Genomic DNA, 22975 nt, shown 5'->3' with positions numbered 1-22975 from the left:
TCATTTTCGTCATTATTCGATAAAATATAAACAGATAAAAAGAGAGGGGTCTTCTAATTTGGGAGCAGAGTTTTTAGTAGGCAGGTCCGGGAGTGGAAAAACGAAGCTGATCATCGACAGTATTCAAGATGAACTGCGCCGGGCTCCATTCGGGAAACCGATCATTTTTCTAGTCCCGGATCAAATGACGTTTTTAATGGAATACGAGCTTGCTAAAACGCCTGATACGGGCGGCATGATTCGTGCTCAAGTCTTCAGCTTTTCACGACTGGCCTGGCGCGTCCTCCAGCATACGGGAGGAATGAGCAGGCCGTTTCTTACGAGCACGGGCGTACAGATGCTCCTGCGGAAGCTCATTGAAGAGCACAAACAGGAGTTTAAAGTCTATCAAAAAGCAAGTGATAAAAGCGGTTTTACCGCACAGGTAGAACGGATGCTGACTGAGTTTAAGAGATACTGTCTGGAACCGGAAGATATTCGCCGGATGGCGGATAGCGGAACAGCTTCCGAGTATCGGGGGGAACGTGTTTTATCTGAAAAGCTTCATGATTTATCGATCCTGTACCAGCAGATGGAAAAAAGCCTTGAGGATCAGTATCTTCATTCTGAGGATTATTTGACACTATTGGCAGAGCATATCCCGCAGGCGGAAGATTTGAAAGGGGCACATGTCTATGTAGACGGCTTTTATCAGTTTACACCGCAGGAATTCAGGGTGTTAGAGCAGCTTATGCTTCAGGCAGAGCATATCACGTTTTCACTCACAGCGGACAAGCCGTCACATGAGGGGGAGCCGCAGGAACTTGATTTGTTCAGAATGACGGGAAAAACGTATTATCGCTTGCACCAGGCTGCAAAGGAACTGAATCTGGACATCACCTATAAAGAGCTTGATGAATCAAAGCGGCACAAACGCGCACCGGAATTGGCCCATTTAGAAGCACAGTATGAAGCGCGTCCGGTTATTCCGTTTGCTGAGAAACAAGAGGCTTTTACTGTGATGCAGGCCGCTAACAGACGAGCAGAGCTGGAAGGTATTGCCCGGGAAATCCACAGTCTTGTCAGAGAGAAGGGCTACCGTTATAAGGATATGGCGATTCTAGCGCGTCAGCCGGAAGACTATAAGGATATGGTCAAGGAAGTATTTGCAGATTACGAGATTCCTTATTTTATTGACGGGAAAACTTCTATGCTGAACCACCCGTTAGTAGAATTTATCCGGTCAAGCCTTGACGTATTAAAGGGAAATTGGCGTTATGAAGCGGTGTTCCGCTGCGTGAAAACCGAACTGTTATTCCCGCTTAACCAGCCGAAGGCCAAGGTAAGAGAGCAGGTTGATCAGCTGGAGAATTACTGTATCGCTTACGGGATCAAAGGCGATCGCTGGACAAAGGGCGATCGTTTCCATTACAGACGTTTTGTGTCGTTAGATGATGAATTTGCGCAGACCGATCAAGAAATCGAAATGGAAAACATGCTGAATGACACGCGCGATTGGATTGTTCCGCCGCTGTTCCAGCTGCAGAAACGAATGAAAAAAGCAAAAACGGTTCAAGAGAAGGCGGAGGCGCTTTACCGTTATTTAGAAGAGACGGATGTGCCGCTGAAGCTGGATCAGGAAAGACAGCGGGCTGAGGAAGACGGCAGAATCATTGAAGCACAGCAGCACCAGCAGGCGTGGGATGCAGTCATTCAGCTGCTTGAGGAGTTTGTGGAAATGATGGGCGAAGATGACATTTCTCTCGATTTGTTTCAGCAAATGATGGAGACCGGTGCAGAGTCGCTGACATTCTCTCTCATCCCTCCGGCGCTTGATCAGGTGTTTGTCGGCAATATGGATTTGTCCAGAATATACGGCACCTCATGCACCTTTGTGATCGGGGCAAACGACGGCGTCCTGCCGGCTCGCCCTGACGAAAACGGGGTGCTGTCGGATGATGATCGTGAGTGGCTGAAGACGATAGGTATTGAGCTTTCCTCCGGCGGGCGGGAGCGTCTGCTTGATGAGCATTTCCTCATCTATATGGCGCTTTCAAGCCCTTCTGACCGCCTTTATGTGACGTATCCGATTGCTGATGCGGAAGGGAAAACGCTTTTGCCGTCGATTGTAATCAAGCGGCTGGAAGAACTGTTTCCGCAGCATCGTGAGCGTCTATTGACAAATGAACCGGAGCAGGTCAGCGATGAGGAACAGCTTATGTACCTTGTCAATAAAAGCGTGGCACAATCATATACCGCTAGCCAGCTCAGATTATGGACGAGGGAATATGAGATCAGTGATGTCTGGTGGAGCGCGTACAATGCGCTGATGAATGAACCTGACAGGCTGGAGTCGAAAAAGCTTTTCTCTAGCCTGTTTTTCCGAAATGAAGTCAAGCAGCTTGAACGCTCTGTATCGAGACAGCTCTATGGGGAACGCATTCAAGGGAGCGTGTCGAGGATGGAAACCTTTAACGCTTGTCCGTTCTCCCATTTTGCGTCTCACGGGCTGTATCTGAAGGAACGTCAATTTTTTAAGCTTGAAGCACCGGATATCGGGCAGCTCTTTCATTCGAGTTTAAAACTGATTTCAGACCGGCTGCGCGAGCACAAAATAGATTGGCGCGACCTAACGAAGGAGCAGTGCGAGCTGTTTTCTTATGATGCGGTCGAGCGGCTGGCGCCGAAACTGCAAAAAGAAATTCTGCTCAGTTCAAACAGACATTATTACGTGAAGGAAAAACTGCAAAAAATTGTGACACGCGTGTCCGGCATTTTAAGCGAGCATGCGAAAGCGAGCGGATTCGTGCCGATCGGCCTTGAATTGGGCTTTGGCGGAAAGGGCCCGCTCCCGCCGCTTACCTTTAAGCTGAAAAACGGCTGTACGATGGAGCTCGTCGGGCGGATTGACCGCGTGGATAAAGCGGAAAGCTCTAAAGGCCTGCTCCTCCGAATTGTCGACTATAAATCCAGCGATAAAGGCCTTGACTTGGCGGAAGTGTATTACGGACTTGCGCTGCAAATGCTGACGTATCTGGATCTATCGATTACACATTCGTTAGACTGGCTAGGAATGAAAGCCACGCCGGCCGGAGTGCTGTATTTCCATATTCATGACCCGATGATACAATCGAATCTTCCGCTCGGACTTGATGAAATTGAACAGGAAATTTTTAAGAAATTTAAGATGAAGGGCCTCCTCCTCGGTGATCAGGAAGCGATTCGCCTCATGGATACAACCCTTCAAGAAGGAAGATCAAATATCATCAATGCGGGCCTGAAGAAAGACGGCTCACTCAGATCGGATTCAGCGGCAGTCGGTGAAAAAGAATTTGAGCTGTTGACGAAGCATGTGCGCCGCACCTTCCAAGAAGCAGGCGAGCAAATCACTGACGGGCGCGTATCCATTGAGCCGTATAAAATGAAGAACAAGACGCCTTGCACATACTGTGCGTTCAAATCAGTATGCCAATTTGATGAATCATTAGAAGAAAACGAGTATCGTCTGTTAAAGGCCGAAAAGGACAAGACGGTACTTGATTGGATAAAGAAGGAGGCTGATGGCAATGAACATTCCTAAACCGGCAGACAGCACATGGACAGATGACCAGTGGAATGCCATCGTCTCAACCGGCCAGGATATCCTTGTGGCAGCGGCGGCAGGCTCCGGTAAAACCGCTGTTCTTGTCGAAAGAATGATCCGGAAAATCACGGCGGAAGAAAATCCGATTGATGTAGACCGGCTTCTCGTTGTCACCTTTACAAACGCCTCAGCAGCAGAGATGAAACACCGGATCGCGGATGCACTGGAAAAAGAGCTGGTGAAACGCCCAGGATCGCTGCATATCCGACGCCAGCTGTCGCTATTAAACCGGGCCAGCATTTCAACGCTTCATTCGTTTTGCCTGCAGGTGCTGAAAAAATATTACTATCTGATTGATCTTGATCCGGGCTTTCGGATTGCTGATCAGACAGAAGGTGAGCTTCTCGGGGACGAGGTGCTTGATGAGCTGTTTGAGGATGAATATGCAAAGGGTGATAAGGCGTTCTTTGAGCTTGTCGACCGTTACACGACTGACCGGCATGACTTAGATCTGCAATATCTCGTGAAACAGGTGTATGAGTATTCCCGTTCCCACCCTGATCCGGAGACATGGCTGAAAAGTTTTGTTCATTTGTATGATGTAACAGAAAAGAGCGCGATCGAGGAACTGCCGTTTTATCCGTATGTCAAAGAAGATATTGCGATGGTGCTGGACGGAGCAAAGGAAAAGCTCCAGCGTGCCCTTGAGCTGACAAAAGCGCCGGGCGGACCGGCGCCGCGCGCTGAAAATTTTCTCGATGATCTCGCGCAGATTGATGACCTGATTCAGCATCAGGATGACTTCAATGAACTTTATCAGCGCGTGCCCGCTGTCTCCTTTAAGCGTGCAAAAGCGGTGAAAGGGGACGAGTTTGATCCCGTCTTGCTTGATGAAGCGACAGACTTACGAAATGGCGCCAAAAAACTGCTTGAAAAACTCAAAACCGATTACTTCACCAGAAGCCCGGAGCAGCATGTAAAAAGTTTGGCTGACATGGAGCCTGTCATTGAAACACTCGTCCAGCTTGTTATCAGCTACGGGAAACGGTTTGAAGCCGCGAAGCAGGAGAAATCGCTCATCGATTTTTCTGATTTGGAGCATTATTGCCTGTCCATCTTGACCGCTGTGAACGAAAAAGGCGAACGTGAGCCGAGTGAGGCGGCAAGATTTTATCAAGAGCAGTTTCATGAGGTGCTTGTCGATGAATACCAGGATACCAACCTGGTGCAGGAATCCATTCTTCAGCTCGTCACAAGCGGGCCGGAAGAGACAGGCAATCTGTTTATGGTAGGAGATGTCAAACAGTCGATTTATCGATTCAGGCTTGCGGAGCCGCTTCTTTTTCTCTCCAAGTACAAACGGTTTACAGAGAGCGGAGAAGGTACGGGCCGGAAAATCGATTTGAACAAAAACTTTCGAAGCAGGGCTGATATTTTAGACAGCACAAACTTTTTGTTCAAACAGCTGATGGGCGGCAAAATCGGCGAGGTCGATTATGATGAACAGGCTGAGCTGAAACTCGGAGCGGCGTATCCGGAAAACAGCGAAACGGAAACAGAGCTGCTGTTGATTGACAAGTCAGAGGAGGCGGACGCAGGTGAGGAAGCGGAAGAGCTGGAAACGGTGCAGTTCGAAGCAAAAGCGATCGCCAAGGAAATACGCAAGCTGATCTCATCGCCATTTAAGGTATATGACGGGAAAACGAAAACACACCGCAATATTCAATACCGCGATATCGTGATTTTGCTGCGATCCATGCCGTGGGCGCCGCAAATCATGGAGGAACTGAGAGCTCAGGGCATACCGGTTTACGCCAATTTAACATCAGGCTACTTTGATGCGGTGGAAGTGTCTGTGGTGCTTTCTGTCCTGAAGGTGATTGATAACCCGTATCAGGATATTCCGCTTGCTTCCGTTCTGCGTTCACCGATTGTCGGTGCTGACGAGAACGAGCTGTCTTTGATCCGGCTTGAAAACAAAAAGGCGCCGTACTATGAAGCAATGAAAGACTATCTGGCAGCCGGCGACCGAAACGATGAGCTCTATCAAAAGCTGCAAACGTTTTACGGACATTTGCAAAAGTGGCGCGCTTTTTCGAAAAACCATTCGGTGTCCGAGCTGATCTGGGAAGTGTACCGCGACACAAAATATATGGATTATGTCGGCGGGATGCCGGGCGGAAAACAGCGCCAGGCTAACTTGCGTGTCCTTTATGACCGGGCGCGCCAATATGAATCGACGGCATTTCGCGGCCTGTTTCGCTTCTTGAGGTTTATCGAACGCATGCAGGAACGCGGCGATGATCTGGGAACGGCGAGAGCGTTAAGCGAACAGGAGGATGTTGTCCGTTTAATGACGATTCACAGCAGCAAAGGGCTCGAATTCCCAGTCGTTTTCACAGCGGGACTCGGCCGGAATTTCAACATGATGGATCTCAACAAATCCTACCTGCTGGACAAGGAGCTTGGGTTTGGCACGAAATTTATCCATCCTGAATGGCGCATCAGCTATCCGACGCTTCCGCTCATCGCGATGAAGAAAAAAATGCGCAGGGAACTGCTGTCTGAGGAATTGCGTGTCCTCTATGTTGCTTTAACGAGGGCAAAGGAAAAGCTGTTTCTTGTAGGCTCATGCAAGGATCATCAGAAACAGCTGGCAAAATGGCAGGCATCCGCGTCCCAAGCTGACTGGCTTCTGCCGGAATTTGACCGCTATCAGGCGAAAACGTATTTGGATTTCATCGGACCTGCTCTTGTCAGACACAGAGACTTGGAGTCTTTGGCTGAGGGCGGCGCGGCAACGGTTTCTGATATATCAGGCCATCCGGCCCGCTTTGCTATTCAAATGATCCATTCATATGATCTGCTTGATGATGAGCTGGAAGAGAGACTGGAAGAAAAAAGCGAACGTCTTGAAGCGATCCGCCGTGGCGAACCGGTTCCCGGCCCGTTTGCATTTGAGGAAAAAGCTCGCGAGCGGCTGGCCTGGAAGTATTCGCATCACGAGGTGACACAAATTCGCACGAAGCAGTCCGTTTCTGAGATTAAGAGAAGAAGAGAGTACGAAGACGAATACAGCGGGCGGGCGCCCGTTAAACCGGCTGATGGAAGCATTCTGTACAGACGCCCGGCTTTCATGATGAAAAAAGGCCTGACAGCAGCAGAAAAAGGAACAGCTATGCATACGGTCATGCAGCATATTCCGCTGACACATGTGCCGACGATAGAAGAAGCGGAGCGGACAGTGCAGCATCTTTATGAAAAAGAGCTGCTCACCGAAGAACAGCAATCCGCTATCAATATTGAGGAAATCGTTCAATTTTTCCATACGGAAATTGGCGAAAAACTGATCGGCGCTACATGGAAGAACCGCGAAGTTCCATTCAGTTTGGCGCTTCCGGCAAAAGAGATTTATCCTGATGCGAAAGAGGCGGATGAGCCGCTATTGGTGCAGGGGATCATCGATTGTCTCTACGAAACAGAGGATGGCTTATATTTGCTGGACTATAAAACAGACCGGATTGAGGGTAAATTCCAGCACGGCTTTGAAGGAGCAGCCCCGATCCTGAAAAAGAGATATGAAACGCAAATTCAGCTGTACACAAGGGCCGTTGAACAAATTGCTCAAACAAAGGTAAAAGGGTGTGCGCTTTATTTCTTTGACGGAGGGCACATTCTGACTTTATAACGAGATCCATAAGCTCCGGGAATTCAGACGGAGCGGATCTCGTTTTCTATACAAAAGAGAGGTGAACGCATTTGCGGATTTTACATACGGCTGACTGGCATCTAGGAAAAACGCTTGAAGGAAGAAGCAGGCTGAGTGAACAGGCGGATGTATTGGACGAACTGAATACAATCGTAAAGGAAGAGCAGATCGACGCTATTGTGATGGCGGGAGACGCGTTTGATACCGTGAACCCGCCGGCTTTAGCCGAGCAGTTATTTTATGAAAGCCTGTCCGCTCTCAGTGACAGAGGAAAGCGCCCGATCGCTGTCATTGCCGGAAACCATGATAATCCTGACAGATTGTCCGCTGCTTCACCGCTGACGCATGAGAACGGCATTTATTTAATCGGCTATCCGACAACTGAACCGCTTCATATAGAAGTGCCTTCAGCAGGTGAGCTTTTGGCTGTCGGAGCGCTGGCATATCCGTCTGAGGCACGGTTAAATGAAGTTCTTTCCGATACATTTGATGAGAAACTTCTCCGTGATCACTATGATGTGAAAATCAGGCAGGCATTTGAACAGATCACAAGCCGCTTTCGAAAAGACGCCGTAAAGATTGCGGCCAGCCATATTTATGTTGCGGGCGGCAATCAAACGGACTCGGAGCGGCCGATTGAAGTCGGCGGCGCTTATACGGTGGCCGCTGAAAGCCTGCCGGCGGACGCCGCTTACGTGGCGCTTGGCCATTTGCATCGGCCGCAAACGATTAAACGGGCGCGAACGCTTGCGCGGTATTCTGGATCTCCGCTGGCCTACAGCTTTTCTGAGGCAGGCTACGCCAAATCGGCGACCATTGTAGACGCAAAGCCGGGCGAAGAGGCCTCTTGGCATGAGGTTTTATTATCAAGCGGCAAGTCTCTCGTAAAATGGAAAGCGGCAAATGGTTTAAGCGAGGTATACAGCTGGCTCGATGAAGGCAGGGATCAGAATGCCTGGATTGATCTTGAAATCCGTGTAACGGACCAGCTGTCACTTGAAGACATTCACCGACTGCGAAAAGCACATCCGGGCTTTATCCATATCAGGCCGGTCTTTGAAGAACAAAACATTGAGCGCGAACGGATCGAGGTTAAGCATGTGTCCATCGAAGACCGTTTTAAGAAATTTTATGAAAAACAGACAGGCGGCGCAGTGCCGGATGATGAAATGGTGAAGCTGTTTTTAGAGCTTGCATCAGGCGCAGAAGATGAGGAGGAAGCAAGATGAAGCCGATCGCCTTAACGATAAAAGGGCTCCACAGCTTTAGGGAGGAGCAGACGATAGATTTTGACAGCCTTTCCGGTGCAGGTGTCTTCGGTATTTTCGGACCGACAGGAAGCGGTAAATCCTCGATCCTTGATGCGATGACCCTTGCTTTATACGGAAAGGTAGAGCGGGCGGCGAACAATACGCACGGGATCTTAAATCATGCGGAAGATTCGCTGACTGTTTCCTTTACCTTTGCGCTTCAGACCAATCATCAAACCTCTTACAAAGTCGAGCGCGTGTTTAAGAGAACGGATGAAATGAAGGTGAAAACAGCGCTTTGCCGTTTCATCGAGATCAAGGATGAGCAAACCGTGCTTGCTGATAAGGCCAATGAAGTGAACAAAAGAGTCGAGGAGCTCTTGGGGCTGACCATCGACGACTTTACGAGAGCAGTTGTGCTGCCGCAAGGGAAGTTTGCTGAATTTCTTTCCTTAAAAGGGGCGGAACGCAGGCATATGCTTCAGCGTTTATTCAATTTGGAACAGTATGGAGACCGCCTTGTGAAAAAGCTGAGACGGCAGGCGCAGGAAGCCAATGCGAGAAAAAACGAAATGCTTGCAGAGCAATCGGGTCTCGGAGAGGCGAGTTCAGAAGCGGTTGAACAAGCTGAACAAGCGCTTGAACAAGCGGAAGCCAAACTGGAATCAGTGCGGAAAAATCGTGATCAAATAAAAGAACGGTTTGCGGAGCATCAAGAGATCTGGAATGTCCAAAAGGAAAAAATCGTTTATGAAGCAGAGAAAAAGCGGCTTGAAGAGGAAGAACCGCATGTCGGCAGCATGCAAAAACGCCTGGCGGAAGCGGAAACAGCAGCCGCTCTAAAGCCGTATGCGGACCGGTACCTGGAAGCGGTACAGCATGAGGAGAAGGCCGCGAGGGAAGAAGTGCTTGCCCAAAAGGATTTAACAGAACGCACCGCTTTCTTTCAGCAAAAGAATGAAGAATATGAAGCGTGGCGCCGCCATAAAAGCGACAAAGAGCCAGAGCTTTTAGCTGAGCAGGAACAGCTCTTCCGCTTGCAGGAGATCGAAATCAAATTGAGAGAGGCCCAGCAGGAGGCAGAGCGCAAACAGGCTGAACTTCAGCAGAAGGCCGAAAATCTTCAATCTGTCATGAAGGAATTAGAAACCGTAACCGACCGTCTTTCAAGGGGACAAAACAGACAGACGGAATTAAAACAGCAGCTCAAAACCTTGCAGGTAACCACTGATGAGCGGAAAAGCTGCCAGCAGGCCGCTGAAATGGCTTTGCGGATCAGACAGACTGAGGAGCAGCTGGGAAAAGAGAAAAAACGCATTGACGCATTGAAACTTGTATTACAGAAGATGAATGAGGAAAAGAACACATTTGTTCAAAAGGCTGAAGCGGAAGAAAATAAAATCATACAGGCATATGAGGCTGTTCAAGCTGTATATCATATGGTCTGCGAGACGGAACGGTCCCTTACGCGTACTTGTGATCAGGCAAAACAGCGACAAAACACACTCCATACTCAGCGTGAGAAAGCAAGAATGGCGGCACTTACCAAGGAGTTATCGGAAAAACTGATTGCCGGAAAACCTTGCCCGGTCTGCGGTTCAACCGATCATGATCCGTCTGCCTCAGCACATGGGACATATGAGCCGGATCGCAACGTTGAAGCAGAAATCAAACAGACAGAAGATTTGCTGTCAGAAGCGGCGGCGCTCAGTCAGGAGATTCTTTCTGCCAAAATCACACTTGAAGAGCAGTCCGCCCGCTTTCTCGAGCAGTGTCCGTTTTTGAAATCGATTCAAGCGCCGACTCTTGAGGCAGCTGCTTCCTGCGAGAATCAGCCGGTGCAGGAAGCATTTCATGCCGCAAAAATAGAATGGAAGCAAATCAAACAAGACATCCTGTCAGTCAAAACACGAATGACCCAAATGATCGGCACATATCAGGAATCATTAAAAAAAGCTGAACAGCTTAACGAGAGAATGAGTTTTGAAAAAAGAGAGGCTGACCGTATTGGCAGCATGATCGCAGAGCTTAAGTCCTCGATGGACAGCCAGCAGAAGATGTTTCATGAAGCATTTGAAGGCCAATCTCTGGATGAAGCGGAAAAATGGCAGCAAGCCATCGAAGAAAAGGACCGGGCCGCGGAAGAATGCGAGAAACGAATTGAACGCAGTATCGCTTTTCTTTCTGAGCATGAGTCACAAAAGGATCAGCTGCGGGAATCAAGCCATCAGCTTGAAAGGGAAAAACTGGAGCTTCACTATGCCGCAGAACGTACGAAGGGCGTCATAGCTGATTATCAGCAGGAACTCGGAGACTATGTAAAAGAGGATTCCATCCAAACGAAGCTTCGTTCAGTTCAGCAGGATCTGAAGTGTTTAAGGGAAAAAGAGCAATCTCTATATGAAGAGCTGCAAAACGCCCAAATGATGCTCAATCAGGCAAAAAGCCGCGCTTCAGCAAGCGAGCATACGCTTAAGGAAGCGGAAGAAAGGTTGAAAAAAGCGGAAGCGGATTGGCTTGAACATGCGAAAAGTACCCGCTTTGTCCGGGCTGACGAGGTGGAGCGCAGTCTCATCCCAGCTGATGAGCTTGAAAAGATCAAAGGCAGTATTGACCAGTTTCTGGATAAATGTAAGCAAAATGCCGCAAACTTAAAACGTGTGTCTGATAAGCTCGCCGGCAGATCCTTATCCGAAAGTGAATGGAACGAAACCGTCACGTCCTTAAAAGAAGCCGAGGAGGCATTTGGGACTGCTATGGAAGAAAAAGGAGCGGCGGCCAAAGCACTGGCTGTGATCCGCGACCATCACAAACGTTTCAATGAAATTGAAGCTGAGCTGAAAAAATGGCAGACCCATATCGACAGGCTGGACAAGCTTCAAGCAGTATTTAAAGGCAATACGTTCGTTGAATTTTTAGCTGAGGAACAGCTTGAAAGTGTTGCACGGGATGCGTCAGCACGGCTCGGCGTGCTGACAAGACAGCGTTATGCCATTGAAGTGGATTCAGAAGGCGGATTTGTGATGCGGGATGATGCCAATGGAGGCGTTAAGCGCCCGGTATCAAGCTTGTCAGGAGGGGAGACCTTCCTTACCTCGCTTTCTCTTGCTCTCGCGCTGTCTGCGCAGATTCAGCTTCGCGGTGAATACCCGCTGCAGTTCTTTTTCTTGGATGAAGGGTTTGGAACGCTTGACCAAGATCTGCTTGATACGGTTGTCACCGCCTTGGAAAAACTGCAGTCAGACAATCTGTCTGTCGGCGTGATCAGCCATGTGCAGGAACTGCGGGCGCGGCTTCCGAAAAAGCTGATCGTACATCCGGCTGAACCTAGCGGACGCGGCACAAGGGTAACACTTGAGATGATGTAAGGGGGGCGCGGATGTGGCAAAACAGACTGTCGGGATATGTGAGCTGTGCGGCAGGAGCGATGTTCAGCTGACAGAGCACCATCTCACACCGAAGGAAGAAGGCGGAACGTTCCTGCCGACTGCGATGCTTTGCATCCCTTGCCATAAACAGATCCATGCCTTGTATACAAATCAGGAGCTGGCAGTTCGACTGTCCGGAATAGAAGCGCTCAGAAACGATCCGCAGCTTGCCCGGTTTGTCAAATGGATCAGAAAACAGCCGCCTGAAAAGCTGATTAAAACAAAGAAGTCCAATGAACGGAAAAAGAAAAAATAAAAAGCAGCCCTCTCTTTGCAGAGCGGCTGCTTTTTATCCGTTTCCAACCATATCCTGATCGCTGACATCGGGGTCTATATAATTTGTCGCGTTGACTGCGTTGTTTAAAAGAAGGAAATCTCCCGTGTTTCCTGCTCCCGAACCGAGCGCAGATTTTGAAGAGCTTTTCGGAGAAAGGTAAAAGGAATCACCAAAGTTCACGACTCCGCCCGATATGGAATTGATAGCTATAGGCCCGACAATTGCTGGCATAGACGACACCCTTTATAGAAGTCTCTGTTTATTATATGCCCGTGCCGGACGATTGTGAGTTTGGAGGGAAAATCTGACGGATATGTTTAATCCGCGCGTCGCCGCGTACGACCGAAGCTGAGCCTGCATGAAAAACGGAAGAGGATGAGACCCCTTGAATTTTGATGTTGCGGACATGAATGACAGGCACCTCATGGCAAAAAGCGGTTTGCACGCCCGTTTCCGGAAGAAGCTTCACAGCGTGCTGATCAAAAATAGGGTACTCCTTTCTGTTAAATGAGCCCTCATTTTCATAAAACGTTGAAAGCGAGCGCTGAACAGCGAGCACTTTTATTTTCATATCAATTTCGTTTGTATCGCCTGCTTGAAATACGCTTGATATTCCGAGTGAGTTAAATTTAATCTGTCTGATGCGTGATATACGCTTAAGCATGATTCGACGGCAGCGGAGCAAACGGACCGATAATAAGAGATTCAGGCGGCGTATCGAAAATAGACGATAAATAGATGGATTCTGCATCTCCAATTTGGAAAACAGAGGAACTGGATACACCATTCATGCGGATATCTCCGACTTCCAGGCTGCGGTTGACGACGGTAAAGATCATGCTTGCTCATCTCCTTTCATCTCGGAGGGGATATGTTCGAGAAAATGTTCCACAGCACGGATCGCGTCACGCTTCACATGCTCAGCGATATGTTCCGCATATTGTTTGGGCGGCGTGTTTTCTTCTTTTTTGATATGGGACATATAATAATGAATCCGGCTGTCTATTTGTTTTCTGATGTCCTCAATTACATGATGCCGGTTTGTGTCGTCAAGCCTGCTGTCATATTGGTTTTCTAGCTGCTCCAAAACAGCCGGGATTTCCTCGGTTAAGTACATGTCGACGTTCTGCCGGATTTGCTGCATGAGCTGGGCGCTCTCTTCCTGCTGCATCATTCCGATGTCCGGTGTAGTCTGGCTCACTTCAAAGTTTTGAACGCTGTTCGGGTCTGTCGGATTTAAACCGATATTCAGCGTGCCGTCGAGCCGTTCGATTTTCAGCTGATCAAATTTATATTCCACACGCTCAATGGTTGTGGCCGGCCGCTGTTTCATCGTATTCATTTCAGTTTGCATCTCTTTCAGCTGGCGTTCGAGCTGCTGAATATGCAGCGCCTGCTGCTGAACGAAGGAATTCAAATTTTGCAAGTAAGAGGAAATGGATTGATCATACATGTTCTTTCACCTCTCATCTTATTATTAACGGCCAGGGGGCTGGAGCGGGACCAATGATCCTGTATCGGGCCCTTCCGATTCACCCTGTTCCCCCAAAGCGGAAACATCAGGTGCGGGTTCCACATAGCTGCCCGTATTATACAAGTTTGAAAGAGACTTAATAGATCCGGCGCTCCCGATTTGAAGTATGGAGGAGTTGCTGATTGATTCCAGCCGGAGATAGTTAATTTGGATGGTTTGATTGATATAAAAATTCATGAAGCACCACTCCTTTACGCATTGCCTGCGATCGGCTGATCAACCACATCATTGTCGTACACATTCGTTGCGTTTTTATAATTCATCACCTTCAGACTGTCACCGGTATTAAAGCTGCCTGCCCCGGCAAACGTTCTGACCTCGGCTTGAGGAGAAATGGTAATGCAGTCTCCGATATGAACGACTCCGCTCGTACCGACCGCATTAATTTTAAACGCTCCGACAATTGCCGGCATACGAGCACATCCTTTGTTGTAAAATTGAAAAAAGGCAGGTCAAGTAAGGACAAGATTTGTTTCTGCTGGGCTATTCACGATAGCTTATGACAAACGCACATTTGTGTGAGAGAAAATTAAATGGGGACATGCCGGAGAGATGTATAAAAAAATCCTTTTATTTTTCCAGATGAAAGTTTAAATATTCAGAAGCTGGGTATTGTATATGGCCAAGCGGAAATGCGGCGATGCTGCCGCTATCCGCCTGCGTGATTGTATATTGTGTTGCGTTGGTGTATGTGCAAAAGAGGTACAAGAAATGTCTTTCGGAGTAATTCGTGCTGCTGAAGTGTGATGTTTCATGCTGATCCTGAAAGAGTCTGCTGTATTGTTCAAGGTGTTGTTTTCGGGGCGGAAAATTCTCGACCTGAAGCATGTCTCAGGATGTTGATGAGCAATAGCGGCGGGTGAGGCGGCAAGCCTTTAAATACATATCATATGATCACACACGGGCGTTTTGCCCCCAAGAGGTGATTTCTTCTTTAATTCGAATATTGAGCAGACTGTCCAGCTCTTGGCTGCATTGAATCGTTTCTTTCGAATTCATACCGTATTTTTGTGCTGTTTCAATTAGCATAACTCTCATTTCTTCAATTTTTGTATTCATGAAACAATCTCCAATTCTAGATTTTATTTTGGTGCATACTGGATATAGATAGTATAACCTATTTTGGCTGAAAAGGTTGCCTTTCGTCAATTTGACTAAAAAAGCGACAATTTTTGCTGCGGTCTTTTTGACTTGCTCTGGTTGAGAAAGGACTATAGTCTCGTCAGGTGTACTTGTAAAAAGTCCTGCCGCTCTTCGATGTCGCGCAGGATATTCGCTTGCTCCTTCTCTAATTGTAAGGGGCTTTTTTTTATGTGAGGATCATCGCCTGCTCTTTGACAAATGTCAAAATGCCAGTCTCTGATAAACGGAGACAGACGGTCGATCGTAAACTCCCGGCTCAGCACGTTTTTCATTAGCGCGTGATATTGTGCCCGGAAAGCTGGGATGGAGAGAAGTCTTGACGCAAGTGTACGGCCGTTTGTCAATAGAGGGTCTTCTTCTGTAAATCCGTATGCGGCAAGCGCTTTTGTTTCCATTGGAGCGATGTGAAAGCGGCCGGTCTCGTTCAAACAAAAGCCGTAATAAAAGGCTTGGCGGGTGCAGGCGCTGCCGATCAGCCACAGGAAAAACAGCTTTACATCAAGATACATTTTAATTCGTTCGGCAAATTCGTCATCCTCCGCTGTACAGATCAGCTTGAGAAATTCACGTAAGTATGCGGTGCGCTGTCTGTTTTCAATGGAAGCGTCGTGTTTGAAAACAGACAGCGGAACCCTCGGATCGGAATCCTTCACTTCAAAAATGGCTTCTTTCGGAAGCCGGCGATTCTCATCGAGCCCATCAATTTTCAAATAAATGCCTTCCCTTTGGCCATTAATGATCAGAAAGATGTAAGAAGCATCCTGGGAAGCGACGCCGATTTGATGAAAAAAACAATAAGCAAGCCTGCGCCGCATCAGTGAAGGATCATCTTGTTCCGCATTCAGATAAAACCTTTTTTCACCGAGCGGAGACTGATCACAGTTTATTTCATAGGACGCCTTTTGCAGGCTGTCACGCTGTGTGAGAAGAATGGGAGAAACGATTCTGTCTGTCATCATCAGTCCCTTGGCAGTCCCCGTTCTGTTAAGCTGCTGCCGACGAAAAAATAAATGTATGCTTTCCATATTCTTTCCTCCTCCTCAGAAGCCATTTGTATGATATGTACAGCGAGCCAGTCCCGAAACGGGAATGAAAACACGCATTTGATAAAAAGGAATTTCAGCATTCGACAGAGAATAACTGAAGTAGAACTCTGATTTAAAAGATGATGGAGGAATAACATGAAATTTGCGACAGGGGAACTTTACAACCGAATGTTTGTCGGCCTGATCATTGAAGATGATAAAATTATGGACTTGCAAAGGGCTGAAAAAAAACTGTTTGAACTTGAGACGATTCCGGGTTCGCTGATTGAGTGTATCGCAGAAGGGGATAAATTTGTTGCGCATGCAAGGCAGCTGGCCGAGTGGGCGAAGAAACCAAATGATGAGCTTGGCTCATTTATTTACTCATTATCTGACGTGAAGCTCCATGCGCCTATTCCTAAGCCGTCAAAAAATATCATGTGCATCGGCAAAAACTATAGGGATCACGCAATTGAAATGGGCAGCGAGGCTGACATTCCGGAGCATCCGATGGTATTTACAAAATCGCCTGTAACAGTCACTGGCCACGGTGATGCAGTAAACAGCCATGAGGAGGTCACCTCTCAGCTCGATTACGAAGGAGAGCTTGCTGTCGTCATCGGAAAAAGCGGCACCCGCATTTCGAAAGAAGAAGCTTATGACCATATTTTCGGATATACGATTGTGAATGATATCACGGCGCGGGATCTGCAAAAAAGACATAAGCAGTTTTTTATCGGAAAAAGTCTGGATACGACATGTCCGATGGGACCTGTGCTTGTACATAAATCGTTAATTCCTGATCCGGAGCGCCTTAAGGTTGAAACGAGGGTCAACGGCGAGCTGCGCCAATCCGGCTCGGCAAGCGATATGATTTTCTCTGTCGCGGAATTAATTGAAACTCTTTCAATGGGGATGACGCTTGAAGCGGGGGACATTATTGCGACCGGCACGCCGTCTGGTGTAGGAAAAGGCTTTACACCGCCGAAATTTCTGCGGCGAGGCGATCAAATCGACATCACGATTGAACCCATCGGAACGCTGTCAAATCAAATCGGCTGATCATAAGGAGGGCGGCACAGGAACCGCCCGCTTTTTCTGTGAATCTTCTTTGTAGCCAGGGACAAGTTCGTGGTACTATAAGTGGGGTAATTTTATCTGATAGGGGGAACATGTATGACACACATGCATATTACATCATGGGTGGTAGCGCTGATCCTGCTTTTCGTCAGCTACTCGCTGTATTCATCAGGAAGTGCGAAGGGCGCCAAAATCACTCATATGATTCTGCGGTTATTCTATATCATTATTATTTTGACAGGTGCTGAGCTGTTTGTCCGTTTCGCCAACTGGAACGGGGAATACGCTGGAAAAATGCTGCTTGGCATTATCACCATCGGCCTGATGGAAATGCTATTGATCCGCAAGAAAAAAGAAAAATCAACTGGCGGACTGTGGATCGGCTTTATCATTGTCCTTGTGCTGACAGTGCTGCTCGGTCTTCATCTGCCGATTGGATTCCGATTATTTTAATAGAAAAAGCTTGAACCCGATTCTAAAGAGAATCGGGTTTTTTTATAGGGTTCCTCCCTGATATTCCAAATCATTTAAAATAACCTTAAAATTCCCTGTAAGCGGTATCTCGTCCTATGAAATTATGATACTCTTCAAAAAGATTCATTATTTTACAGGAGGGATAACATGAAACGAAGAAAATTCAGCTCTTTTTTTGGCGGCAGTGCTTATTTTCGCACTGATCTTCAGCCTTTTTTCTCCAGGCACCAAAGCAGCTGCTGCCGGAACCATTGATGCAGCCGGTGTGCTGGAAAAAGGCAAAGAACAAACGGGAACCATGAAGGAACCGGAGCAGGCGAAATGGTATCAAGTGAATCCTGGAAAGGCAGATATTCAGAAAGACTCGCATATGGCACTGACTGTTAAGAGTGATGCTGTTCTGAATGTATCTGTCTATCCAAGCGAGGAAAAAGCGCTTAAAGATGAGACGTTTGACATGTACCGTTCCTACACAGCAGAGGATGGAAAGAGCGAAATTGTTTTTCCTTATGCATGGAGCGGCCCTTACTATGTAAAGGTTGAGAACCTTGGGGAAGAGAAAACGGAAGACGGAGGAAGCGCAGAAACAGCTGCCGAAGCCAAATATACGATTGGATATACAGGCACCAAAAAACAGCCCTCAGATCTGGAAGAGGAAGAAGCCTGCCCGGTGGAAATGAGTGTCGATCAGAAAAAATCGGGAAAAGGCATTCTGGCAAAGCTGAGAGCGATTCGTGATGAGCAGCTCAGCCAAACAGCAGAGGGCAAAGAACTGACAAGCCTTTACTACAAAGCGGCTCCATTTATTGCTGCAAAACTCGCACTCAATAAAACAGAGAGAAATGAAGTCTATCAAGATCTTGTGACGTTAAAACCGATGTTTGACGATGTGTCAGAAAATGGCGCAGCGTCTGCATATAAGGTAACCGAAAAGGATCAAAAAGCAATCAATCAGTTATACGAAACGGCTTTACAATCCGTTCCGTCTTTCCTGAAAGGGGATATAAAGAAACAGGCGGAGCGATTAAACATCACAAAGCTTGAAGGCAAGACGGCAGGAGCGGCTTTATCTGAAAACAGCCTGGCGGCAAAAAGCGAAGTTCAGACAACAAAGGTGATTTTTAAGGTAAAAGACAATAAAAGCCTCTCATCAGTACATAACGAAATGAAGGGCTTTTCTGCCAGCGCGCAATCGAAAAAAGACATTTCCAATGTGAATAAGGCAAAGAAACTGTTTGACAACCTCTACTCTTTTGAACTGCCGAAGGATCAAAAGCAAAGCGGGACATACACGGCAAGCGCAAAACGTGTGAAAAGCGCTGCCGCGACATTATCCAAAATGTCTAACGTAGAATTTGCTGAACCGATTCAGGAATACAAAAGCCTGTCTAACGACGTTCAGTACTCTTACCAGTGGCCGCTTAGAAACAATGGTGAAAACGGCGGCATCAAAAATGCAGATGTCAAATATGAGCCTGCCAGCACATTGCTGTCCAAGCGCAAGCTGAACGATACATTGATTGCGGTTGTGGACACAGGTGTAGACAGTACGCTTGCTGATTTAAAAGGGAAAGTAAGAACCGATCTGGGACACAATTTTGTGGGACGGAATAACAATGCAATGGATGATCAAGGGCATGGAACGCATGTCGCCGGCATTATCGCCGCCCAAAGTGATAACGGCTATTCCATGACTGGCCTGAACGCCAAAGCGAAAATTATACCGGTTAAGGTGCTTGATTCAACAGGCTCCGGAGATACTGAACAAATTGCCCTCGGCATCAAATACGCAGCTGACAAAGGAGCAAAGGTCATTAACTTAAGCTTAGGCGGAGGCTACAGCCGCGTGCTTGAATTTGCTTTGAAATACGCGGCTGACAAAAACGTCCTGATTGCGGCAGCCAGCGGAAATGACGGAGCCAATTCCTTATCTTACCCAGCTTCCTCTAAATATGTCATGTCAGTCGGAGCAACGAACCGCATGGATATGACAGCAGACTTCTCTAACTACGGGAAAGGTCTCGACATCAGTGCGCCGGGTTCTGATATCCCGAGCTTGGTACCGAACGGAAATGTGACGTACATGAGCGGAACGTCCATGGCGACGCCTTATGCGGCAGCTGCGGCAGGGCTGCTGTTTGCGCAAAATCCGAAACTTAAAAGAACAGAAGCAGAGGATATCCTGAAAAAGACAGCGGACGATATTTCCTTTGAAAGCGCCGACGGTGAAGAAGAGGAAATGTATGACGATAATGGCGATCCAATCGAAATTCCCCGCATTCCAGGAGTTGACTGGCATTCCGGATACGGCCGGCTGAATGTGATGCAGGCTGTCAGTGCCGTTGACTTACAGGTGAAGATCAATAAGCTGGAAAGCACGCAAACAGCCGTCAGAGGAAAAGCGAAAGAAGGCACGCTGATCGAGGTGATGAGCGGCAAGAAAAAACTCGGCAGTGCCAAAGCGGGAAAAGACGGTACATTTAAAGTCAGCATCCCGACTCAGAAACAAGATAAAGTCCTGCATGTGAAAGCCTCTAAAGGCGATGCAAAAACATCCTTACAAGTGGTTGTCGTGAAAGGAAAACCATCCGGCACACCGAAAGTAAAGGCTGTCAAAACGAAAGACACAGCAGTAAAAGGCACGGCCAGCAGCAAAGCGGTGATCAAAGTGAAAAACAAATCGAAAAAAGTGATCGCTTCTGGTAAAGCTGACGCAAAAGGTGCCTTTACGGTAAAAATCAAAAAACAAAAAGCCGGGACTGTGCTGTACGTCACGGCAGCTGATACGGATAAAAAAGAAAGCAAGGCTGTAAAGGTTGTTGTAGAAAAATAAAGAAAAAGCGGTGCTGAAGCACCGCTTTTTTATTTGCGTCCCCGCTGGACCGCTGAATACATAATGGAACGTTTTCCATCGGAAGCCGTCCATTCGAACCGGTCGCCAGCCGCTCCTCTGCTGTAATGGTGCTGCAGCGCGCATTGGGCGGTATCATTTGAAAAGTGATAAAAGGAAACACCCTGTTCCTCTGAGATATTTGAAAAGACCTCTTTATTATAAGAAAACACGCAATCGAATACCGATAAACCAAAGCTGTGCAAATGCTGCAAAAAAGCGAGAAAGGTTTCATCATCCAGCGAATCCAGAAGCGTCATAAGCGGACGTTTTACCGATTTTTCATAGCGTATGCATTCTCCGCCGGAAAGGGAGATGTCTTCTCCGTAACATGTCAGAACCATTTTGTCCTGAAAATCGGCCTGCTCCCACTTCCCTTCGCGCTGTATCCATATCGGTCTGTTTTGAAGACTTTCCGCCAGCAGCACTTCACCTTCCTGGTTTTCGATTAAGCATATGCCGTCTTCGACCAGAATGGTGCCGTATTCCCATTTCTGTTCATCTTTATATAGAAATTGTTTTCGTTTCATAAATGAAGTGCTCTCCTTTTTTCTTCGTTCCTCTCTTTTCTTTCCAATACAAGTCTGTCCCATACAACTCTTTTGTGGACAAATCAACTATCTGTCTATAGATGCATAAACTTACTAAGGTGCTGAAAGAAACGAATTTGATACCGAAAGAAACGGGATTGGAGCTGATATCACATGTGTGGAATTACGGGTTGGGTCGACTTTAAAAAGCAGCTCGTCCAAGAAAAACAAACGATGAACAGAATGACAGACACTCTTTCCAAACGGGGGCCTGATGATTCTAACGTTTGGGGAGAGCACCATGTTTTATTCGGACATAAAAGGCTTGCGGTTGTTGATATTGAAGGCGGACGCCAGCCGATGGCATGCACCTATAAAGGGGATACGTACACAATTATTTACAATGGTGAGCTGTATAACACGGAAGATCTGCGCAAAGAGCTGCGGGCGCGGGGCCATCAGTTCGAGCGGACATCTGATACCGAGGTGTTGCTGCACAGCTACATTGAATGGCAGGAGAATTGTGTGGATCGCTTGAACGGCATTTTCGCCTTTGCCGTGTGGGATGAAAAGCGTGATCTGCTGTTTGCGGCGAGAGACCGTCTTGGCGTGAAGCCGTTTTTTTATACGGAGCAAGGCTCTTCTTTTCTCTTCGGATCAGAACTCAAAGCCATCCTCGCACACCCCGGGGTGAAGGCGCGGGTGGACAGAACGGGTCTCTCGGAAATTTTCGGGCTCGGACCGTCCAGAACCCCGGGGACAGGCGTGTTTAAAGGCATTAATGAAGTCCGTCCGGCCCATGCGCTGACGTTTTCTAAAGACGGACTGAACATATGGCGTTATTGGAATGTCAAAAGCGAGAAACATACGGACAGCTTTGAAGACAGTGTGGCCAATGTGAGATCGTTGTTTCAGGATGCGGTGACGCGGCAGCTAGTGTCGGATGTTCCGGTTTGTACGTTCCTATCCGGCGGACTTGATTCGAGTGCGATTACCGCCATTGCCGCAGGCCATTTTGAAAAGGAAGGAAAAGCCCCGCTTCATACTTATTCGATTGATTACGAAGAAAACGACAAATTTTTTCAAGCGAGCGCCTTTCAGCCGAATGACGACGGGCCGTGGATTGAAAAAATGACAGAGGCCTTCGGCACGACGCATCATAAATGTGTCATCAGCCAAAAAGATCTCGTCGATCATTTGGAGGAAGCCGTTCTGGTCAAAGACCTTCCGGGAATGGCTGACGTCGACTCGTCCCTATTATGGTTTTGCCGTGAAATCAAAAAGGACTTTGTCGTCAGCCTGTCAGGAGAATGCGCGGATGAGATTTTCGGCGGATATCCGTGGTTCCATACAGCAGACGTTGAGTCCGGTTTTCCGTGGATGAGATCAACTGAAGAGCGGGTGAAGCTGCTCTCCGATACGTGGCAGAAAAAATTGAATTTGAAAGAATACGTACATGCGAAATACGAAGAAACCTTGGCCGAAACGCCGTTACTAGACGGTGAAACAGGTGAGGATAAAGCAAGGAGACAGCTGTTCTATTTAAATATGCTTTGGTTTATGACCAATCTTTTGGACCGGAAGGATCGCATGAGCATGGGGGCGAGCCTTGAGGTGCGGGTGCCGTTTGCAGATCATCGGCTCGTTGAATATGTCTGGAATATCCCATGGGAAATGAAAATGCATGACAACCGGGAAAAAGGCATTTTGCGAAAAGCGCTTGAAGGCATTTTGCCTGATGAAATCTTATATCGTAAAAAAAGCCCGTATCCGAAAACGCACCATCCTGAATATACAAAAGGAGTCAGCGAGTGGCTGAAAGCGATCAGGAGCCAAAAGGACTCCGTGCTCCATACCCTGCTGGACAGAAACCAATTGGATCAGCTTTTAGAGACGGAAGGCTCCTCCTTTCAGGTCCCTTGGTACGGTCAGCTGATGAAAGGACCGCAGCTGATCGCCCATCTTGCCCAAATTCATACATGGTTTGAGGCGTATCGGATTGATATTGATGAGGGGTAGGATCAATGCAATGCAAATGTGATTAAAAGCCAGAGATGTATAGATTAAAATAAG

Annotated in this window: 17 protein-coding genes and 1 pseudogene; 9 read left to right on the top strand and 9 right to left on the bottom strand. The window is 47.6% G+C overall.

The annotated features are described in order from the left end of the window. The first annotated feature begins 58 nt into the window (after nucleotides 1-58). From addB to AU387_RS16960, 5 genes are all read left to right on the top strand, one after another. Nucleotides 59-3559, top strand: a complete 3501-nt coding sequence (gene addB, locus AU387_RS16980; RefSeq protein WP_059336331.1) for a helicase-exonuclease AddAB subunit AddB — start codon at nucleotides 59-61, stop codon at nucleotides 3557-3559. Continuing rightward, a complete protein-coding gene (addA, locus tag AU387_RS16975; RefSeq protein WP_059336330.1) occupies nucleotides 3546-7250 on the top strand; it encodes a helicase-exonuclease AddAB subunit AddA in 3705 nt (1234 codons plus the stop codon). Before addB ends, addA begins: the two co-directional genes overlap by 14 nt. A 71-nt stretch (nucleotides 7251-7321) precedes the next feature. Next, nucleotides 7322-8500, top strand: coding sequence for an exonuclease subunit SbcD (gene sbcD, locus AU387_RS16970; RefSeq protein WP_059336328.1), 1179 nt, complete (start codon nucleotides 7322-7324; stop codon nucleotides 8498-8500). Then, nucleotides 8497-11889, top strand: coding sequence for an exonuclease subunit SbcC (gene sbcC, locus AU387_RS16965; RefSeq protein WP_059336326.1), 3393 nt, complete (start codon nucleotides 8497-8499; stop codon nucleotides 11887-11889). The genes sbcD and sbcC overlap by 4 nt, the downstream gene beginning before the upstream one ends. Before the next feature lie 13 nt (nucleotides 11890-11902). Then, nucleotides 11903-12205, top strand: coding sequence for an HNH endonuclease family protein (locus tag AU387_RS16960; protein WP_044156476.1), 303 nt, complete (start codon nucleotides 11903-11905; stop codon nucleotides 12203-12205). A 33-nt stretch (nucleotides 12206-12238) separates the two neighbouring features. Here the strand turns inward: AU387_RS16960 and AU387_RS16955 are convergent, their stop codons facing one another. The 8 genes from AU387_RS16955 to AU387_RS16915 all read right to left on the bottom strand — a co-directional run bounded on the left by AU387_RS16955 (nucleotide 12239) and on the right by AU387_RS16915 (nucleotide 15928). After that, nucleotides 12239-12457, bottom strand: a complete 219-nt coding sequence (locus tag AU387_RS16955) for a spore germination protein (RefSeq protein WP_010333667.1) — start codon at nucleotides 12455-12457, stop codon at nucleotides 12239-12241. Nucleotides 12458-12488: 31 nt separating this feature from the next. After that, nucleotides 12489-12890 (bottom strand): spore germination protein GerPE, encoded by a 402-nt coding sequence (locus AU387_RS16950; RefSeq protein ID WP_044156475.1) that lies wholly within the window; start codon nucleotides 12888-12890, stop codon nucleotides 12489-12491. Continuing rightward, nucleotides 12883-13065 carry a spore germination protein GerPD gene (gene gerPD, locus AU387_RS16945; RefSeq protein ID WP_024120844.1) on the bottom strand — a complete coding sequence of 61 codons (183 nt, stop codon included), beginning with the start codon at nucleotides 13063-13065 and terminating at the stop codon, nucleotides 12883-12885. The genes AU387_RS16950 and gerPD overlap by 8 nt, the downstream gene beginning before the upstream one ends. Continuing rightward, complete coding sequence (gene gerPC / locus AU387_RS16940; RefSeq protein ID WP_059336324.1) at nucleotides 13062-13679, bottom strand: spore germination protein GerPC; 618 nt, start codon at nucleotides 13677-13679, stop codon at nucleotides 13062-13064. Before gerPC ends, gerPD begins: the two co-directional genes overlap by 4 nt. A gap of 24 nt (nucleotides 13680-13703) precedes the next feature. Then, entirely contained in the window at nucleotides 13704-13937 is a 234-nt protein-coding gene (locus tag AU387_RS16935) for a spore germination protein GerPB (RefSeq protein ID WP_059336323.1), read from the bottom strand. A gap of 14 nt (nucleotides 13938-13951) precedes the next feature. Then, complete coding sequence (locus tag AU387_RS16930; protein ID WP_010333672.1) at nucleotides 13952-14173, bottom strand: spore germination protein; 222 nt, start codon at nucleotides 14171-14173, stop codon at nucleotides 13952-13954. Between the two features lie 481 nt (nucleotides 14174-14654). Then, a complete protein-coding gene (locus AU387_RS16920) occupies nucleotides 14655-14819 on the bottom strand; it encodes an aspartyl-phosphate phosphatase Spo0E family protein (RefSeq protein ID WP_024120848.1) in 165 nt (54 codons plus the stop codon). Nucleotides 14820-14971: 152 nt separating this feature from the next. Further along, on the bottom strand, nucleotides 14972-15928 hold the full coding sequence (locus AU387_RS16915) for a CotH kinase family protein (RefSeq protein ID WP_059336319.1): 957 nt from the start codon (nucleotides 15926-15928) through the stop codon (nucleotides 14972-14974). A gap of 156 nt (nucleotides 15929-16084) precedes the next feature. On the opposite strand from AU387_RS16915, the gene AU387_RS16910 reads away from it, so the two are divergent. The 3 genes and pseudogenes from AU387_RS16910 to AU387_RS16900 all read left to right on the top strand — a co-directional run bounded on the left by AU387_RS16910 (nucleotide 16085) and on the right by AU387_RS16900 (nucleotide 20315). Further along, nucleotides 16085-16990: a fumarylacetoacetate hydrolase family protein gene (locus AU387_RS16910; RefSeq protein ID WP_044156469.1), complete on the top strand. Its 906-nt coding sequence runs from the start codon at nucleotides 16085-16087 to the stop codon at nucleotides 16988-16990. Between the two features lie 114 nt (nucleotides 16991-17104). Continuing rightward, entirely contained in the window at nucleotides 17105-17461 is a 357-nt protein-coding gene (locus AU387_RS16905; RefSeq protein ID WP_044156468.1) for a YisL family protein, read from the top strand. Between the two features lie 168 nt (nucleotides 17462-17629). After that, a pseudogene (locus AU387_RS16900) lies at nucleotides 17630-20315 on the top strand (S8 family serine peptidase). A 29-nt stretch (nucleotides 20316-20344) separates the two neighbouring features. Here the strand turns inward: AU387_RS16900 and AU387_RS16895 are convergent. Further along, nucleotides 20345-20902 (bottom strand): DUF2777 domain-containing protein, encoded by a 558-nt coding sequence (locus AU387_RS16895; protein ID WP_059293077.1) that lies wholly within the window; start codon nucleotides 20900-20902, stop codon nucleotides 20345-20347. Between the two features lie 174 nt (nucleotides 20903-21076). On the opposite strand from AU387_RS16895, the gene asnB reads away from it, so the two are divergent. Continuing rightward, entirely contained in the window at nucleotides 21077-22921 is a 1845-nt protein-coding gene (gene asnB / locus AU387_RS16890) for an asparagine synthase (glutamine-hydrolyzing) (RefSeq protein ID WP_059336315.1), read from the top strand. Nucleotides 22922-22975 lie beyond the last annotated feature (54 nt).

The sequence above is a fragment of the Bacillus halotolerans genome (assembly GCF_001517105.1).
In the GTDB taxonomy this organism is placed as follows: domain Bacteria; phylum Bacillota; class Bacilli; order Bacillales; family Bacillaceae; genus Bacillus; species Bacillus halotolerans.
The sequence above is the reverse complement of the archived record's forward strand: the minus strand, read 5'-3'. Positions and strand labels throughout refer to the sequence as shown.

Excerpts from the sequence above, each read along its gene's own strand:
- gerPD (WP_024120844.1), bottom strand. The coding sequence starts at position 13,065 with ATGATCTTTACCGTCGTCAACCGCAGCCTGGAAGTCGGAGATATCCGC.
- AU387_RS16935 (WP_059336323.1), bottom strand. The coding sequence starts at position 13,937 with ATGAATTTTTATATCAATCAAACCATCCAAATTAACTATCTCCGGCTG.
- gerPC (WP_059336324.1), bottom strand. The coding sequence starts at position 13,679 with ATGTATGATCAATCCATTTCCTCTTACTTGCAAAATTTGAATTCCTTC.
- AU387_RS16915 (WP_059336319.1), bottom strand. The coding sequence starts at position 15,928 with ATGGAAAGCATACATTTATTTTTTCGTCGGCAGCAGCTTAACAGAACG.
- AU387_RS16895 (WP_059293077.1), bottom strand. The coding sequence starts at position 20,902 with ATGAAACGAAAACAATTTCTATATAAAGATGAACAGAAATGGGAATAC.
- AU387_RS16920 (WP_024120848.1), bottom strand. The coding sequence starts at position 14,819 with ATGAATACAAAAATTGAAGAAATGAGAGTTATGCTAATTGAAACAGCA.
- AU387_RS16930 (WP_010333672.1), bottom strand. The coding sequence starts at position 14,173 with ATGCCGGCAATTGTCGGAGCGTTTAAAATTAATGCGGTCGGTACGAGC.
- addA (WP_059336330.1), top strand. The coding sequence starts at position 3,546 with ATGAACATTCCTAAACCGGCAGACAGCACATGGACAGATGACCAGTGG.
- AU387_RS16955 (WP_010333667.1), bottom strand. The coding sequence starts at position 12,457 with ATGCCAGCAATTGTCGGGCCTATAGCTATCAATTCCATATCGGGCGGA.
- AU387_RS16910 (WP_044156469.1), top strand. The coding sequence starts at position 16,085 with ATGAAATTTGCGACAGGGGAACTTTACAACCGAATGTTTGTCGGCCTG.
- AU387_RS16950 (WP_044156475.1), bottom strand. The coding sequence starts at position 12,890 with ATGCTTAAGCGTATATCACGCATCAGACAGATTAAATTTAACTCACTC.
- AU387_RS16905 (WP_044156468.1), top strand. The coding sequence starts at position 17,105 with ATGACACACATGCATATTACATCATGGGTGGTAGCGCTGATCCTGCTT.
- sbcC (WP_059336326.1), top strand. The coding sequence starts at position 8,497 with ATGAAGCCGATCGCCTTAACGATAAAAGGGCTCCACAGCTTTAGGGAG.
- asnB (WP_059336315.1), top strand. The coding sequence starts at position 21,077 with ATGTGTGGAATTACGGGTTGGGTCGACTTTAAAAAGCAGCTCGTCCAA.